This window comes from Vreelandella sp. ssv, from assembly GCF_059448525.1.
The window spans coordinates 1,727,074-1,741,951 of the sequence record NZ_CM182545.1; the positions used below are offsets into that span (position 1 = coordinate 1,727,074).

Below are 14,878 nucleotides of genomic sequence, written 5' to 3' on the forward strand. Positions count from 1 at the left end.
ATCCTGCCAGGATAATTTTTCAATTGCCCGCTCGCTGTTTAACGACTGTTTAACTGGCCGACTTAACAATGCCACCTTTAGCTTGTTTTCTTCCTGGCTGCGGTACTTTTCCTTTTCGTATAGCTCTTTCTCGGCTTACTTGTGCGCTTCGCTGGCGAGCCAGTTTCACCCCCGGCGGCCTGCAGGCTTTGTCTTAACTTTGCCGCATCACTGTGAGTGAGCAAACCGCGTAAATCATCCAGTAACGCCTGCTGAAAGGCACCGGGGTCGTCCTGCTGTTCGGAAATCGCCCGCAGGCGCTGCTCCCATAGCGCGGTGCGTTCAGGCGTGCTGACAGCGCTGGGCAGGGCGGCGATCAGGGCGGTGCCCAGCTTGGTGGCGCGCAGGGCTTTTTGTTGGCGAACCAGGTAGCCGCGCTGTACCAGGGTTTCGATAATGCCCGCACGGGTGGCTTCGGTGCCCAGGCCGTCGGTATCGCGAAGCGTACGACGCACTTCCGGGTCATCCACGTAGCGGCCGATGTTCATCATGGCCTTGATCAGGCTGGCATCGGTGAACGGTTCCGGTGGACGGGTCTCTTTCTCTTCAACGCCTGCGCCAAGAGCCTGGCAGGTCTCGCCTTGGGTGAGTGGTGGCAGCGGCGGGGTTTCATCGCGGGTCGTGAAGAGCGGCTTCCAACCTGGGTCGAGAATGCTTTGCCCGCGGGCACGGAAGGCTTCATTCAGAAGCGTAAACTCTGCTTTGACTTCGAAAGTGCGAAGCGGACGATAGAACTGCGCCATCACGTTGCGCACGATCAATCTAAAAACATGGCCTTCGGTAGCGGAGAGCTGGCTGAAATCTGCCGGTTTGCCGGTGGGGGCGATCGCATGGTGTGCGCCCACCTGTTTATCGTTCCACGCCTTGGAACGAAGGGTGAAGTCTGCGCCCTTCAGCCACTGCTGAAGGGCTTCATCGTTTTGGCAGGCGCTGGTCAGGCTGCGTTGGGCAAGCTGAAGGTGCTCTTCCGGCAGGTAGCGGCAGTCTGAGCGAGGGTAGGTAATCAGTTTGTGGCGCTCATATAGCCGTTGGCAAATATCCAACACCATTTGCGCGGAAAGCCCATGGCGGCGGGCGGCGTCTACCTGGAGGGCAGAGAGGGAGTAGGGCAGCGGCGGTGCCTGGCGTTTCTCCTGCTGGTCGAGTTTGGTCAGTTGGCCGGATGCGCCGGGTAACTGTGCCGCGAGGGCATCCGCGGGGGCGCGATCAATCAAGCGGCCTTGATCATCGAGAGGTTGGTGCTCTTGGGGCGCCCACCAAGCACGCAGTTGGCCCTGGGCAACCTTGAGATCCACCCACAGCGGATAGAACGGGTGGGGCACAAAATCACGGATGGCGTTATCGCGGCGCACGATTAATCCCAATACCGGGGTTTGCACACGGCCGACAGAAAGCACACCATCGTGCCCCGCCTGGCGGCCGGTGAGTGTCCATGCACGGGTTAGGTTGATGCCATACAGCCAGTCGGCACGGGAACGTGCCTGGGCTGCTAGAAAGAGCGGCTGGTACTCAGTGTTGGAGCTTAGCTTGGTAAGCGCCCGGCTGACGGCGGGCTTGTTAAGGTCGCTAATCAGCAGCCGTTGCACCGGGCCGCGATACTTCATGTACTCGATGACTTCTTGCACTAACAGCTGGCCCTCGCGGTCGGGGTCGCCAGCGTGTACCACATCGGTGGCCTGTTTGATCAGTTTGCGAATCACCGCCAGTTGGCCGCGTGCTTTAGAACGAGGCATCAATTTCCATTGGTGCGGCACAATCGGGAGGCGGTCTAAACGCCACTGTTTATCGGCGGGATCGTAGGCCTCCGGCGGCGCTTGCTCTAGTAAATGCCCCAGGCACCAGGTGACCGTGGTGTCACCACATACCACCGCGCCTTCCTGGCGTCGGCTAGTGCCCGGTAATGCCTCGGCAATGGCTTGGGCGAGGCTGGGTTTTTCGGCAATTATCAGGCGCATAGCAGCAAAGCCTTCATCGTATCCTTTGATGGTGCCTATGGTAGCAGACGCTTTCACGGTTAGTGACTGACATTGGTGAGTGGAGCAGGAAGGCAGTAGAGTGATGCGATAAATTGCCAATGCTGTTAAGTTGTACAAAGTTTGTATAAATAATTGGCTGTAATGACACTGCGTTGGAACATCGGGATGGTTATTAAAGGGGTATAAGCATGCGTGAACAGGGCAGAACACGACGTTTGATGGGGTTGGGCGCACGCACCGGTGGGGCGTTGCTGAAAACCCGCTTGGGCGGTCAGGCGGATTGGCGCGCCCTGGGCGAAGCGTTGTTTGAAGGGCTTTCAGAGCTTAAAGGTCCGGCCATGAAACTTGCGCAAATCATGTCTCAATGGGATGACTTATTGCCTCCGGATCTTGCTGAGGAGTTAGCTCGCCTTCAGCGCCAAGCCGAACCCATGCCGTGGCCGCGGATTCGAGAAGCGTTGATACTGCAGTATGGCGATCTCGACTACTACTTCAGCGAAATCGAGGAGCGGCCGTTTGCCAGTGCCTCCATGGGGCAGGTGCATCGTGCCACCACCCACGAGGGCGAAACGGTGGTGCTCAAGGTGCAGTATCCGGGCCTTGCCGATGTATTAGAGAGTGATTTGGTTCAGGTGCGACGCATTATGCGGTTAGGCCGTTGGTTTAAGGTTCCCCAGGCGCGGTTGGATGCCCTGTTTGATGAGCTCGCCGAAAGCCTGAGGGGCGAGTTGGATTATCACGCTGAAGCCGATGCCTTGGCCCGTTACCGTGAACGTTATAAAGATGACCCGCGGCTCGTCATTCCCGAGCCGCTGCTGGCGCTTTCCGGGCAACACGTGTTGGCTATGCGTTTTGTCGACGGCACGCCGTTGCGAGAGCTGGCTGATGCCGATGATGCAACGCGCCAAGGCATTGCCAAAACATTAGCCGACTGGATTACCCAGGAGCTATTTACCTACGGCGAACTGCACGCTGACCCGCATGCGGGTAACTTCGCTGCCGATGCCCAAGGGCGACTGGTTATTTACGATTTAGGCGCGGTGATCGCCGTGCCGGAGGCACGCATCAAAGCGATGATGCAACTGCTTGATGCCACGTTAAAGCATGATCCCATGGGCATGGATGAGGCGTTGATGCAGATGGGCGGTCGCCAGGGGCAGGGCGCGCCGTTAGCGCTCTATCGCGAATCGGCGGAGTGTATCGCGCCGCTGTTCGCACCGGGTGAGCAGGATTTCAGCGACGTGCGTGTTCACCGTCGTTTACGCGAGCTCACGCCCAAGGTGTGGGCGGCCATGGACCGCCTGCAACCCCCAGCGGACACACTGCTACTGTCACGCGCACTCAACGGTCACTACTGGAATCTAGTGCGCTTAGGCGCGCGATTGGATATGAATGAGCGTACGACCCCATTGTTACAACGGGCCCATTGACGATAAACCGATTGCCGCTGCGGGGGCGTCGGCCTTCGTGATAAACTATGCCGCTTTCATTTTAGACATCGATTACGGGTCATCGTAAAACACAGTGGAGACGGCAATGCTGGCGGTATGGGTCGATCAACTGCTGGGATTTGCCTCCGGGGCACTCTCGGCAATTAGGCAACAAGAACACTATCCGGACTTCATGACCTGGGTGCGCGCCAAAGGTGCGGACTCATTCGAAGGCGATGTGGCAATGGCTCAGGCATTGGCGCCCGTGCTGTGGTCGCAAACGCCGCTGGAGCGGCTCGATTTTGCCTGTGAACCGCTCGCTACACCGGGGCGTAATGAGCCTTGCTGGTGTGACTCTGGGCGAAAGTTCAAGCAGTGCTGCTACAAGATTGAATTTCCCACCGATATCCCTGATCAGATGATGTGGATGCTGTCGCTCCGTGAGTGGAAAGGCGCCACCCTGAAAGCTGCATTAGATAGCCAGCAAGCGCCTCCTCAAGCGCTGCTTGAAGCTGGGCTAATCGCCGCTGAAAGCGGCCAAACAGGCCGCGCGATGCAAATTCTTGAATCGCTGTTCGACGGTAGCGACTGGTCACGGCTGCCGGAGCAGGCGGAACCCGCGTTTGAAATTCTCCTGGATATTTATCAAGAGCGTGGCTTCACCCGCAAGCGCGCCGATCTACTCGACGAAGTGATGGAGCGCGGGCCGCTGTTCTTACGCGGTGTTGCCCTTGAACGACTGTGCTTGATGCACCTCGATAACGATGATCTGGATAGCGCTCGCGGGGCATTCGTTAAAGCCCAGCAGGCGCTGCCTGACTCGCCGACCTTGGCTTACATTGAAGCCATGCTCCTGCTGCATGAAGGCCACGAGCAGGAAGCCAAAGAGCGCGCCAACTTCTGGTATCGCCGCCTGGTTCGCCAAGGCGAACTGGATGAAGATCAATTGGAGTTTCTAGCCGCGCTGGCCGATAACCCCGGCGCGACGCTGGCTGATCAACTGCTTAGCGCAGAAGAAGATCTCGCCACACCGCTTGTGGCGCTTCAAGCGCTACTGGCCGCGCTGCCTACCGCGCCTAAAATCGATGTCAGCGCCGACCCTGACAGTGGCCGTCTGCTGTATAACACTAGCGCCCGGGAAGCCACGCTGTTTGCCGGCTGGCATGAGCAGTTTCAGGTGTTAGTGGATGAAGACGTCGCGCTGGGTTTTCGCGATGACCCATGGGGTAACGCCATCGAGTGGATGTCGGCGCTGTGCGCGCACCCGGAGTGGCTGGACGCCCCGCAGGTAGTGCAAGACTTAACGCTGGCACTGACTAGCCGCTTTGGCAGCCTGCCGTGGATGGCGCCAAGCCTCTTGCAGCCGCTAGCACTGCGCCTTTCGCGCTGGTTGGAGCAAGCCCGCGCCGAAGGCGACGGTAACCTATGCTGGGACGATGCCAACAACGCTATGCTTCTACGCACGGGTTTGGCGCTGGTAGTGGGTATGGAGCGCGGCGCGCGTCAGCACTCTCGGGAGTTAGCCGAAGAGCTACTGTTGATCGATCAGGAAGATAGTTTAGGGCTACGCGAGCTGGTGCTGGATCAACTGTTGCGCGATGACCGCAACGAAGAAGCGCTGGCGTTAGCCGAAGAGAATGACGACGATGGCTCGTTGGTGCTGGGGCTTTTAATGGGTAAAACCCTGGCGCTCTATCGGTTAGAGCAGCATGAGGCAGCAGAAGCCGCCCTTGGTGATGTGCTTGGCCATAACCGCTACGCGTTAGAGCTACTTTGCGCAGAGAGCCCGCGGCCTTCCATGCCTCACCCCGATGGCCAGGTTGACCCCGGCTCACGGGCGGAAGCGTGGCAGTACCGCACCTTGATGCGCGATCAGTGGCGCACTACGCCAGGGGCCTTGGCTTGGCTCGAAATGCACCGTTAGCCTAAACCTTCAAGCCTCTTTAAGCAGGCTTGGGGGTCGGCACTAACTGCTTGTCTCGGCTGATCCAAATCGCCAAGACAATGGCGGGTAGACCTAATAATGTTGCGATGACAAAGAAGCTTGGGTAGCCCTGAGAAGTAACAACCAGCCCGCCGAATCCGCTCAAAAACTTTCCTGGTAGTGTCATTAGCGATGAGAACAGCGCGTACTGCGTTGCGGTATAGGCGCGTGATGTGAGGCTGGAAAGGAAGGCGATAAACACCGCGCTGGCTAAACCGTTGGCGAGGTTATCGCCAATAATCGTGACTACCAGCATCGGTAGCTGATTTCCCACGATAGCCAGTAAGGCAAACAGCAAGTTGGTTACCATCACCAACCCAGCGCCAAAGATCAGCAAAGGGCCGATACCGTAGCGCGCGACGAAAAGCCCACCTAAAATGCCGCCGGCAATACTCATGGCAATACCAAATATATTGGTCACGTTAGCAATCTCTGCCAGCGAAAATCCCAGATCGATATAGAGTGGATTGGCCATTGAGGCCATGGCCAAATCACTAATTCTAAACACCGCGATAAACACCAAAATCCCCAGCGCTTTTACACCATAGCGGCTGAAGAAGTCAGTGAATGGGCAGACCAACGCGCCAATGCTCCAGGCCCCGAGGCGGCGTATGATTTTCGGTTTGCCGCGGCTGGCGCGAATAAATGCCCGAACCTTGGGCTCATGAATAAGCTGAATGGAGAGCGAAGCCCGCTTGGGTTCCGGGCGCAGCAATACCGTCAGTGCGCCAATGCTCATTAGCGCCGCCATGCTGAGGTAGGCAACGTTCCACGACGCGGAAGCGGCGATATAGAGCGCTCCAGCGCCAGCAGCCAGTAAGCCGCCGCGATAGCCAATAATATAAGTCGAAGCCATGGCAGCCTGAACATTGTCGTCGGCGGATTCAATCCGGTAGGCGTCAATCGCAATATCTTGCGTTGCTGAGCCAAAGGCGACCAGCAGAGCAAATAGGGCGACCCACCCCAGGTTGCCAACAGGGCTTAAACCGGCCAGTCCTACCAGCCCAGCGGCAATCGTCCCCTGCGCTAACAGCATCCAGCCGCGGCGTTGACCAAACGCGCGGGTCAACAGTGGTAGTGCTAATCGGTCAACCACCGGCGCCCAGAAAAACTTGATTGAGTAGAGCATGCCAATCCAGGCAAAAAAGCCGATGGCTGCGACTTCGACACCATCACTGCGCAGCCAAGCGGAGAGCGTGGAAAATACCAGCAGAAACGGTAGGCCTGCAGAAAACCCCAAAAACAGCATGGTAATAACGGGCGCACGGCAATAAATAGCCAGTGCAGCAAGCCAACTGCGCTGGGGGGGGGGGGTTAACATTAAACGCTACTCCTGGTGGAAAGACGCTGGCAACGGCCAAGTGATAAACTGATGCAGTGTTCTATTACAAAGTTCTATTACAAAGTTCTATTACAAAGCCGACAGCTTACCGGAGAGGAGTTTTCCATGTCGATTACGGCGCATCAGGTAGTTACCTTGCACTATGTCCTCAGCGACGTGCTCAACGATGGCAGCAAGCAGGTATTGGATGACTCCCAGGCGCGCAATAAGCCGTTGGAGTACTTGCATGGGCACGACAATATTTTACCTGGGCTGGAGAGTGCGTTAGTGGGCCAAACCGTTGGCGCCGAGCTGAGCGTTCAAATCATGCCTGCGGATGCCTACGGTGTGCGCAACGAGGCGCTGATTCAAGAAGTAAGTCGCGGCTCTTTTGGTAACGCAGAATTGACGCCTGGCAGCCGCTTTCAAACCGAAGGTGAAGCGGGGCCGCAAATTGTCACCGTCCTGGAAATCAATGGCGATCGGGTTACTGTGGATACCAACCACCCGCTGGCAGGCCGCACACTGAATTATAAAGTGACTATTTTAGACGTGCGCGAAGCTACCCGAGCAGAGTTAGCCAAAGGTCACCCGTTACCACCAGGAACCGAGCATAGCAAAGTGGAAGACCGCAAGGTTCTGTAACCTTCATAGTCCCAAAAATTGATCGGTATCAATTTCTTATCTAACCGCTATCCCCGGCCCCCGTAACTTGACCTGGATCAGCATTCTTCCGCCATTGAGTGACTAGTATCAACGCATACATCACGGCGGGAGGATTCACCATGTATTGGGATGACACAATTGTTTTCGGCTTGGCCACCGTCGCGTTAGTTATCGCTTTTATGGTGGGCTGGGTCGGCTTCGTGATTCGCGATCATCTGCGTAAAGATGAGCGCAAAAAGTAGTTTTTCCCGTTCTTGTAAACCTTGTCAGGGGAGGGGGTTTGCTAATTTAGTAAACTTCCTTTTGCCAGCCCATATTGGGCTGGCTTTTTTATCTGTTAAATAGCGAAAAGTTGCTAAACACTTAGTAAGTTGAAAGCATCTAGTGTGCGTTGAAGAGCAATGCAGGTCGTGCTCTGGTAAAGTTCGTTGAAGGAATGAACTCACCAGGAAGCTTAACCATGTACGCAATAGCCTTACATCGCAGCTCATGGGTTCGCGCACGTGATCGGTTAGCGCGCGTGTTGATAATAGTAAGCATAACTCTCCCTACGGCGGCCTTTGCCCAGGCGCTCAACATCATCAACGGCGATGTTACGGAAAAGATCGCTTTAAGTGATTTGCGCGCTATCTCAGACACCACGTTTACTCTCTATGACCCCTACCAAGGGCGCGATGTAGAAATGCAGGGTGTGGCGTTCCGTAGCTTTTTGATCGATCAGTTTGGCGCGATACCGCCAGCGCTGCACTTTGTCGCCTGGGACGATTATGAAGTTACCCTGGAAGGGTGGGATAACCCCAGCTGGTATTTAATTACAACAGAAGATGGCGACCCGCTAACTATTCGTACACGAGGCCCCGTTCGGTTAGTTGAGCGTGATTATAATGAGCAGGGCGATCGCGATGTTGAGAACCTTCGTGACTTCAACGACTGGATCTGGATGATTCGTAGCATAGAGGCGAAGTGGTGACATCCAAAATCAAGCCTGCTGTTCAGCCATCCATGCAGCCGCGTACTATTGAGCGTCAATATCGCTATTTAACCTGGCTGTCACTGAGTTTGATGAGTTTTTTAGGACTGATGGTGTTGATTGTCTATGAGTCGCGCTGGGTCTACCCTGAAATACAGGCTTACTTCAGCCAGACCGGTAGTTTGACAGGTCAGCAATTGTCGACCCGTTCGCGTATTTATCTGCAAAATGCCCAGTCCGAGCTATTGAACGACCAGTCTGAGCAGGCGGCCATTGAGGCTGCTCTTATTAACATCGAACTCGCTTATGGACTATTCGATGTTCACGTCTATCGACGCCAATATGAGTGCGCCGAGCCAAGTCTGAGGGATATAAATCGCCTGGTAGAGTGGTTGGAGCTGGGGGAAATTGATCGCGTCGCGGCGGTAGGTGAGCTGTTCGGGCCCATTCAGTGCTTGACACATATTGAGATGAGCCAGCTAGACCGCCGCGGGATGGCAATTAATGATTTTTCAGAAAGCACCCGCCAGCATAATCAAGTACTAACGTATTCCAGCCTGTTGATTTTTATCATGGGGCTAGTGTTTTGGTGGCTGCATGAGCGTCAACTACGCCGCACCGATTATGCTACGCAAGAAACATTTGAGTGGATGCAGCGTGCTATGCGCGACCCGTTAACCGGCATTGGTAATCGTAGTGCCTTGCACCAGGATGTGTTGGCGAAACAGCATCAGTTGCTGGGGCTCATTCTGGTCGATATTGATTTTTTCAAGCAGTACAACGATGCCTATGGGCACCCACAAGGCGATACACTTTTACGCCAACTGGCGACACTAATAGGTCAAACGCTCAATGATGACGCACAGCTCTACCGCCTGGGAGGCGATGAGTTCGCAGCGTTAATTCACTGTCCTGACACCGAAACGCTGAAAAACTACTGCCGCCAGTTGATTCAAGGGTTGCGTGAAGCAGGTTTTTCTCACCCCGCCCACCCTGACAAAAAAGGCGTGACCCTGAGCGTAGGCGGGAGCCGTTTTGTAGCTGGTGAACATGCCTTCGCCCAAGCGTACGAAGCCGCAGATAAAGCGCTCTACCGGGTCAAAGCGGCGGGGCGTGATGGCTGGCAGGTTACTGAAGACGCATAACCTCTGCATACATAGGGGCTAGTCTACCCAGCAGTTCGTTTCGTGCGCCAAGACCAATACTTTCTTCCTGCATAGCGGCATCAAGATGCTCCACTAGGCGATTAAAGTGTACGTCTGTCAGCCCCATGTTTTGATGAGCACGATCCATCGGCGGACCTCCATAGTGGCAGGGACCATCGCTAACATCGCAAAGCTTGCTGGCCAGTGAGTCAGCAAAAAAAACAATATTCGTGTTAGCGAAAAAGCCCACCATATCGTCGTCATCTGCAATTCGGTACAGAAAATTTTCAACAACCGCATCAATAGTGGTTTCTCCGCCCAGCCGCTCGTAGAGCGTCGTAGGTGTGGAGTGATAAGCACAGCCTGCCTGCGTCAAGACGACGGCTAGAAAAGAGAGCGCAATTAAACAGCGTCGCGCGGGGTCAAGTTTGTGAGGAAAGGTCATAGCGCTCCGCTTAGAAAGCTGCCTGAAGGGAAAGATAGCCGCCGCGCTGTGAGGTTAGACCGGCAATGTCGCCTAAATCTAGCCATGCGCCCGTTAGCGATAAGTGCTTATTGAAGAAGTAGGCGCTGTAGAGGCTTTGCCAATCGTCTTCTCTCGCTACGCTTAAATTATTGGGTTTCTGGCGATATTCGGTTCCGACAACCCATTGCGGGGTAATAAAAATGCCCACACTGCCCTCGCCAACCCAGGAGCGGCTACCTTGATCGCCGCCAAAGCCTAGCAGGCCACCCTGGTTGGCATCGGTGTTACGCAGGGTAGCGTTAAGCAGCACATTGCGACCCGCAAACGCACTAAACAGTAGCTTGCTGACGCTAAGATACATATCGGTACCGCGCGTATCATCGGCGCCCAGGGCGGTGGGAATAGTGCCATCCACCAATCGCTTATACTGTACTCCCGCACTCCAAATGCCCCAGGGGTGGTAGAGCACATCGCCGAGTATTCGTACTTTGGCGCCGTAAATATCCTGGCCTAGCTCGCCACCCAGGGTTTCTAAATCAAGCGTTTGTCGAGCCACTGAGACTTCAACACGATCCGCAATATTCAGGCTGGCGCCAGTCACTGTCAGCCGATAGTCGTCTACCCAGGCGCGAGTAGCGCTAGCGGTCACGCCTACCTCCTGCTCGCTGACAGTACCGGATAGCATTGCCCAGGGTGACAACCCGCCGCCTGCTGCGCCCTCTATCGCACTGACCCCGCCGGTACCTAAAATACGGCTGCCGGCGAGGGTTGGCATTGCTGCGAACGCCAAACAAGTGGCAATACAGACGGCCATAAGATGGTGAATCCAGCCCTTCCATAAGGGCCGGGGTAGAAAGGGCTGATGCGGCGAATGGGGGTGGCGTAACGTCATGGTGTTCTCTAGTTAGTTCTCTCATGGCGATATAGCGGGGCGGGGAAGTACCAGCGGCGCGAAATTGTCCAGCCAGTCGATAAGCGCGTCACTGGGCATCGGTTTGGCAATCCAGTACCCCTGTAAATAGTCACATCCGAGCTTACTTAACAGCTCGGCGCTGGCGTGATTTTCTACACCTTCAGCGACCAAGCGAAGCCCTAAGCTGTGCCCCATCTCTATGGTTGAGCGGACGATCGTGAAATCATCTTTTTGGGAATCAATGGCCAGTACAAATGACTTGTCGATCTTGAGTTCATCAACCGGCAGGCGTTTGATTTGTGCCAGCGAGGAGTAGCCGGTGCCGTAGTCGTCTATCGCGATTCGCAGCCCCAGGCGGTTAAGTTCCAACAGTGTCGCCATGGCCGCATCAACATCTTGCATCACCGCACTTTCAGTGACTTCCAGGCTCAGCTGTTCTGGTGTGAGCTGGTAACGAGCCAGGAGGTCCGCTAGGTGGGTGGCTAATTGCGGATCCACCACATCACTGGCAGATAGGTTAACGGCTACGGATAGGTAATAACCACGCTGCTGCCACATCTGCAGCTGGGCACAAACGTGGGTTAGCATCCACTGGCTGAGCATCCGAATATTGCCCGAGCGTTCGGCTAACCCTATAAATTCATCCGGCGGTACAAATCCCAGTGACGGGTGACGCCAGCGCATTAACGCTTCGAACTGATTCACTAATCCGGTGCGGCTATTTACCTTGGGTTGATACGCCATCCACAGCTCGCTATTGTCGACGGCATCCTGTAGATCACGAATAAGCGTCAGCTGGCGCAAATGATGCTCGTCTTGTCCTTCCAGGTAGTGTTGATGTGAATGACGATGTCGGCGCGCCATGTCTAACGCGATATCGGCACGGCGCAATAAGAGTTGAGGACTATCACCATGATCAGGGTAGTTGGTTTCACCCGCTGAAAGGGAAGGGGTAATAGGTGATTTATCCAGGTCAATAAGCTGGCTTAGGAGGCTAAACAGCTGAGTGCGGCAACCAAGGCTAATGCTCGGCTGTTTGACGAGTAGCAGCAGCTCATCGCCGTCCAGCCGATAGGCTTTGTTCTCAGGTGCAGGCAAATGCTGTAAACGCTTGGCCAGCGTGACCAGCATATGATCCCCCAGCGCGTAGCCAAAGGTGTCATTAATATCGCGAAAATTATTTATCGCTAGGCGTAGTAAGGTAAAGGGTTCGCCCTTTTGGATTAAAAGACGGATATCTTCCTGGGCGCTGATTCGATTGGGTAGATCGGTCAGTAAATCGTGTCGGGACTGGTGATGGAGTATGGCCTCGCGTTGCGCGATATCGTTTTGCATGGAGAGTAGTGTCGAGGCTAAAAGTCCTGTTTCACTGCGCTCAGCGCCAATAGGCAAGTGGGTGACTCGCTCGCCTTGACCAATCCGCTGTGCCGCATTAGCGAGTACCATTAGCGGTTTGCTCATGCTCCGCGCGCTCCACATGGCAACCAATATGGTAAACAGCAGGATTAATGCAACGATACCCAGCAACTGCCACTGCAATGAACGGTAGGCACCCAGTAGATCGTTACGGGAAAGTTGCAGTAGTGCGTAGGTTTGATTGGTATCGTCAGCATAGAGCGAGCTGGCATAGGAGAGGTATTCAGCATCGGGCGTCATTTGGCTGCTGTAAGAGTATTCGCCTTTCATGAGCTCGTTGCTGCTGCCATTCATAAGCTGCATCGCTAATTGCTTACGGTGAGAGCTTGCAAGGTAGCTGATTTCACCGTTGTCCCGGTAGTTGACTACGCTGATATCCAGCCCTGTGAGCGATTTTATCTCCCCCGTTATCACTTCATTAATCAAAAAGCCCATACCCACCCAGCCAATCAAGTTGGGCGCACGCACGGGCAGCAGAGCAAACTCATACGGCTTATCTTCCGCAATCACAACGCCCACCGCGGAACCCTCTTGGCGTGCCCGCCGCAACAGCTGCGGGAATGGCATCGGGCTATTTTGCGCGTGGTGGCTGCTCGCCAAAATATTCCCATCGAGGCCGCTGAGAAGCACAATGTCTGCCTTTGCTCGATCACCATGGTTGGCCAGTACGGAGTAGAGAGTCTCGGTATCCTGGATGGAAACAGCGCTTTTAAAACCGAAGTCATCAGCTAGGATGGCGACGTTATTGGCTAACTGCTCACCGCGAGCACTCAGCAGTTGTGCCAACACATTGGCGCCCACTTCTAAACGCTGTGAACCTTTGGCAATGACGTCGTTTTGGGTCGCACGAAGAAACGCTGCCCCAGTGGCGAGTTGCGAGACAATCACCACTGTCAGCAGTACTAGCATCAGTCGCGTTCTAAAGCGCATAGCAACCTCATTAAGTGGCTGATCGCCATTTCCTGAACCCTGGCAGGGACTTAAGTGGCATCTTTAAATCGCTTCTGAAGGGGGGAGAGAGTTGGCTCGGGAGGGGGCAGCGCGTTGAGTTCTAATTGGACTTCCAGTTGGTCTGGCTCGCTAACGACGCCTTCCCACCAGACTTGCTGGCTGTCATCAAGGCGTGGATGCCAAACACGAATGCGATGCTGGCCAGGCGGTAAGGCAGGCAGGGTAAGCACACCCTCTCGGTCCGTTGTCGCTGCGTAAGGGGCGTTGCTAACCACAATAAATGCCTGCATATGGTCATGGATATTGCATCCCAGTACGACGACCCCTGCCTGTTCAAAATGAACGGGAGGGGGTGTTTCTTGTAGGTACAAATTCAAATCAAACGTTTTCGCCGATGAGAATGAATAAACGTGGTGGCGTGTGGTGTCCTGATTGGGAAATGCCACATAGCTGCCTGTGGGCACCGTTAGCACCCTGGGATGAAAGGCCGCATTGCGTTGAGAGATACTCTGTACTTGTGGCTGACTAGCCACTGCGGCTGTGTCGTAGTAGACCTCCACAACGGCATTCTCAAGCGGTAAGCCTTCGTCGCTGTTGACGGTGATCTGCGCAGCGTTAGAGGTGGTGCTAAAGAGTGTTATTGCCAGCCCAGCGAGCGCAGCGGTGTATGTGCTGATAAAACCACCATAAGGGCAACGTTGTATTGGCATTGGAGTCGGCATCTCACGTTGAGGGGGCATATTTGTCATTGGCAACGTGTTTTGCTGGCGCTGCGTTGAGGCTAATAATGAAAGGATTATGCAAGAAAGTCATGCTTTTGGCTTAACGGTAAGCCAACTCTTGCAAAAAAGAGTAAACAATGGGGAAAGCAGCCCTGATCAGTGGCGCTCTGTTGAAGCGGTGGTTAAAGTGAATACTGAGAAAACGGTGTTCGATAACTGCGGAGAAGTGATATGAGCACTCAGGATGACGTCACCACAATGCTAAAACAGCGGCGTTCACGCCGACAGGTATTGGCTAGCTTAGGGCTAGGTGCAGCGGCGCTTTATGTGGCTCCCACACTGCTTTCAACGGGTCAAGCTGAAGCCCATGAAAGAGGGCGCTCTCGCCCTAAGGGTCGGCACCAACATCAACATCATTCAAGGCGTGGTCATTCAAAGCCCAGCTTTTCACGGCCGGACCATTCAAGGCCCGGTTATTCCAGACCCAACTATGACCGGCCCGACTATTCCAGACCCGACTATGACCGGCCCAACTATTCCAGACCCAACTACGACCGGCCAGATTATTCTCAGCCTGAATATTCACGCAACGACTATTCGCGTCCTCAGCGGTATGACGAACGTCCACGTTGGGAGCGTGATGGAGTGATTGAGCTGCGTTTCAGCCGCCTACTTCCACGTGGCTGGTGAAGACGATGATGACGTCTGACGCCGAAGCCGTTGATTATGCGCTCACCGGACTGGGCCCGTGTATCCGTCTGGTGAATGCGCAGCCACTGCTGCCGGTTCTTCAGGCTGCCATGCCTGGCTGGCCGCTAACCCCGTGTCCGCCCCAGTCAAACAAGCCTGATATCTGTGTTTGGCAGCAGGAGTAGGGGT

General features: G+C 55.0%; 15 protein-coding genes. 9 read left to right on the forward strand and 6 right to left on the reverse strand.

What is annotated here, in order from left to right:
- Positions 1–77: 77 nt before the first annotated feature.
- Positions 78–1,994 carry a DNA topoisomerase III gene (locus AC5TBW_RS07870; RefSeq protein ID WP_495511523.1) on the reverse strand — a complete coding sequence of 639 codons (1,917 nt, stop codon included), beginning with the start codon at positions 1,992–1,994 and terminating at the stop codon, positions 78–80.
- 209 nt (positions 1,995–2,203) lie between these two features.
- Between AC5TBW_RS07870 and AC5TBW_RS07875 the strand changes: the two genes are divergently transcribed.
- On the forward strand, positions 2,204–3,445 hold the full coding sequence (locus AC5TBW_RS07875; protein WP_495511524.1) for an ABC1 kinase family protein: 1,242 nt from the start codon (positions 2,204–2,206) through the stop codon (positions 3,443–3,445).
- Positions 3,446–3,551: 106 nt separating this feature from the next.
- Complete coding sequence (locus tag AC5TBW_RS07880) at positions 3,552–5,369, forward strand: SEC-C metal-binding domain-containing protein (RefSeq protein ID WP_495511525.1); 1,818 nt, start codon at positions 3,552–3,554, stop codon at positions 5,367–5,369.
- A 19-nt stretch (positions 5,370–5,388) separates the two neighbouring features.
- Here AC5TBW_RS07880 and AC5TBW_RS07885 read toward each other — a convergent pair whose 3' ends face one another.
- Positions 5,389–6,750 (reverse strand): AmpG family muropeptide MFS transporter, encoded by a 1,362-nt coding sequence (locus AC5TBW_RS07885; RefSeq protein WP_495511526.1) that lies wholly within the window; start codon positions 6,748–6,750, stop codon positions 5,389–5,391.
- Between the two features lie 126 nt (positions 6,751–6,876).
- Between AC5TBW_RS07885 and AC5TBW_RS07890 the strand changes: the two genes are divergently transcribed.
- The 4 genes from AC5TBW_RS07890 to AC5TBW_RS07905 all read left to right on the forward strand — a co-directional run bounded on the left by AC5TBW_RS07890 (position 6,877) and on the right by AC5TBW_RS07905 (position 9,531).
- Complete coding sequence (locus AC5TBW_RS07890) at positions 6,877–7,395, forward strand: FKBP-type peptidyl-prolyl cis-trans isomerase (RefSeq protein WP_495511527.1); 519 nt, start codon at positions 6,877–6,879, stop codon at positions 7,393–7,395.
- 140 nt (positions 7,396–7,535) lie between these two features.
- Positions 7,536–7,658 carry a cytochrome c oxidase subunit CcoM gene (gene ccoM / locus AC5TBW_RS07895; protein WP_008956688.1) on the forward strand — a complete coding sequence of 41 codons (123 nt, stop codon included), beginning with the start codon at positions 7,536–7,538 and terminating at the stop codon, positions 7,656–7,658.
- 218 nt (positions 7,659–7,876) lie between these two features.
- Complete coding sequence (locus tag AC5TBW_RS07900) at positions 7,877–8,386, forward strand: hypothetical protein (protein ID WP_495511528.1); 510 nt, start codon at positions 7,877–7,879, stop codon at positions 8,384–8,386.
- Positions 8,383–9,531: a GGDEF domain-containing protein gene (locus AC5TBW_RS07905; protein WP_495511529.1), complete on the forward strand. Its 1,149-nt coding sequence runs from the start codon at positions 8,383–8,385 to the stop codon at positions 9,529–9,531. Before AC5TBW_RS07900 ends, AC5TBW_RS07905 begins: the two co-directional genes overlap by 4 nt.
- Here AC5TBW_RS07905 and AC5TBW_RS07910 read toward each other — a convergent pair.
- From AC5TBW_RS07910 to AC5TBW_RS07925, 4 genes are all read right to left on the reverse strand, one after another.
- Positions 9,515–9,976: a group I truncated hemoglobin gene (locus tag AC5TBW_RS07910; RefSeq protein ID WP_495511530.1), complete on the reverse strand. Its 462-nt coding sequence runs from the start codon at positions 9,974–9,976 to the stop codon at positions 9,515–9,517. The two genes, AC5TBW_RS07905 and AC5TBW_RS07910, sit on opposite strands and share 17 nt — an antisense overlap.
- A 10-nt stretch (positions 9,977–9,986) precedes the next feature.
- Entirely contained in the window at positions 9,987–10,772 is a 786-nt protein-coding gene (locus tag AC5TBW_RS07915) for a DUF3034 family protein (RefSeq protein WP_495511531.1), read from the reverse strand.
- A gap of 138 nt (positions 10,773–10,910) precedes the next feature.
- Complete coding sequence (locus AC5TBW_RS07920; protein ID WP_495511532.1) at positions 10,911–13,256, reverse strand: bifunctional diguanylate cyclase/phosphodiesterase; 2,346 nt, start codon at positions 13,254–13,256, stop codon at positions 10,911–10,913.
- Between the two features lie 50 nt (positions 13,257–13,306).
- The gene (locus AC5TBW_RS07925) at positions 13,307–13,987 is read right to left on the reverse strand and encodes a cupredoxin domain-containing protein (RefSeq protein ID WP_495511533.1); all 681 of its coding nucleotides are present in this window, start codon (positions 13,985–13,987) and stop codon (positions 13,307–13,309) included.
- Between the two features lie 88 nt (positions 13,988–14,075).
- On the opposite strand from AC5TBW_RS07925, the gene AC5TBW_RS07930 reads away from it, so the two are divergent.
- From AC5TBW_RS07930 to AC5TBW_RS07940, 3 genes are all read left to right on the forward strand, one after another.
- Positions 14,076–14,234, forward strand: a complete 159-nt coding sequence (locus AC5TBW_RS07930) for a hypothetical protein (RefSeq protein WP_495511534.1) — start codon at positions 14,076–14,078, stop codon at positions 14,232–14,234.
- A 90-nt stretch (positions 14,235–14,324) separates the two neighbouring features.
- A complete protein-coding gene (locus tag AC5TBW_RS07935) occupies positions 14,325–14,648 on the forward strand; it encodes a hypothetical protein (RefSeq protein ID WP_495511535.1) in 324 nt (107 codons plus the stop codon).
- A 46-nt stretch (positions 14,649–14,694) separates the two neighbouring features.
- Entirely contained in the window at positions 14,695–14,874 is a 180-nt protein-coding gene (locus AC5TBW_RS07940) for a hypothetical protein (protein WP_495511536.1), read from the forward strand.
- Positions 14,875–14,878 lie beyond the last annotated feature (4 nt).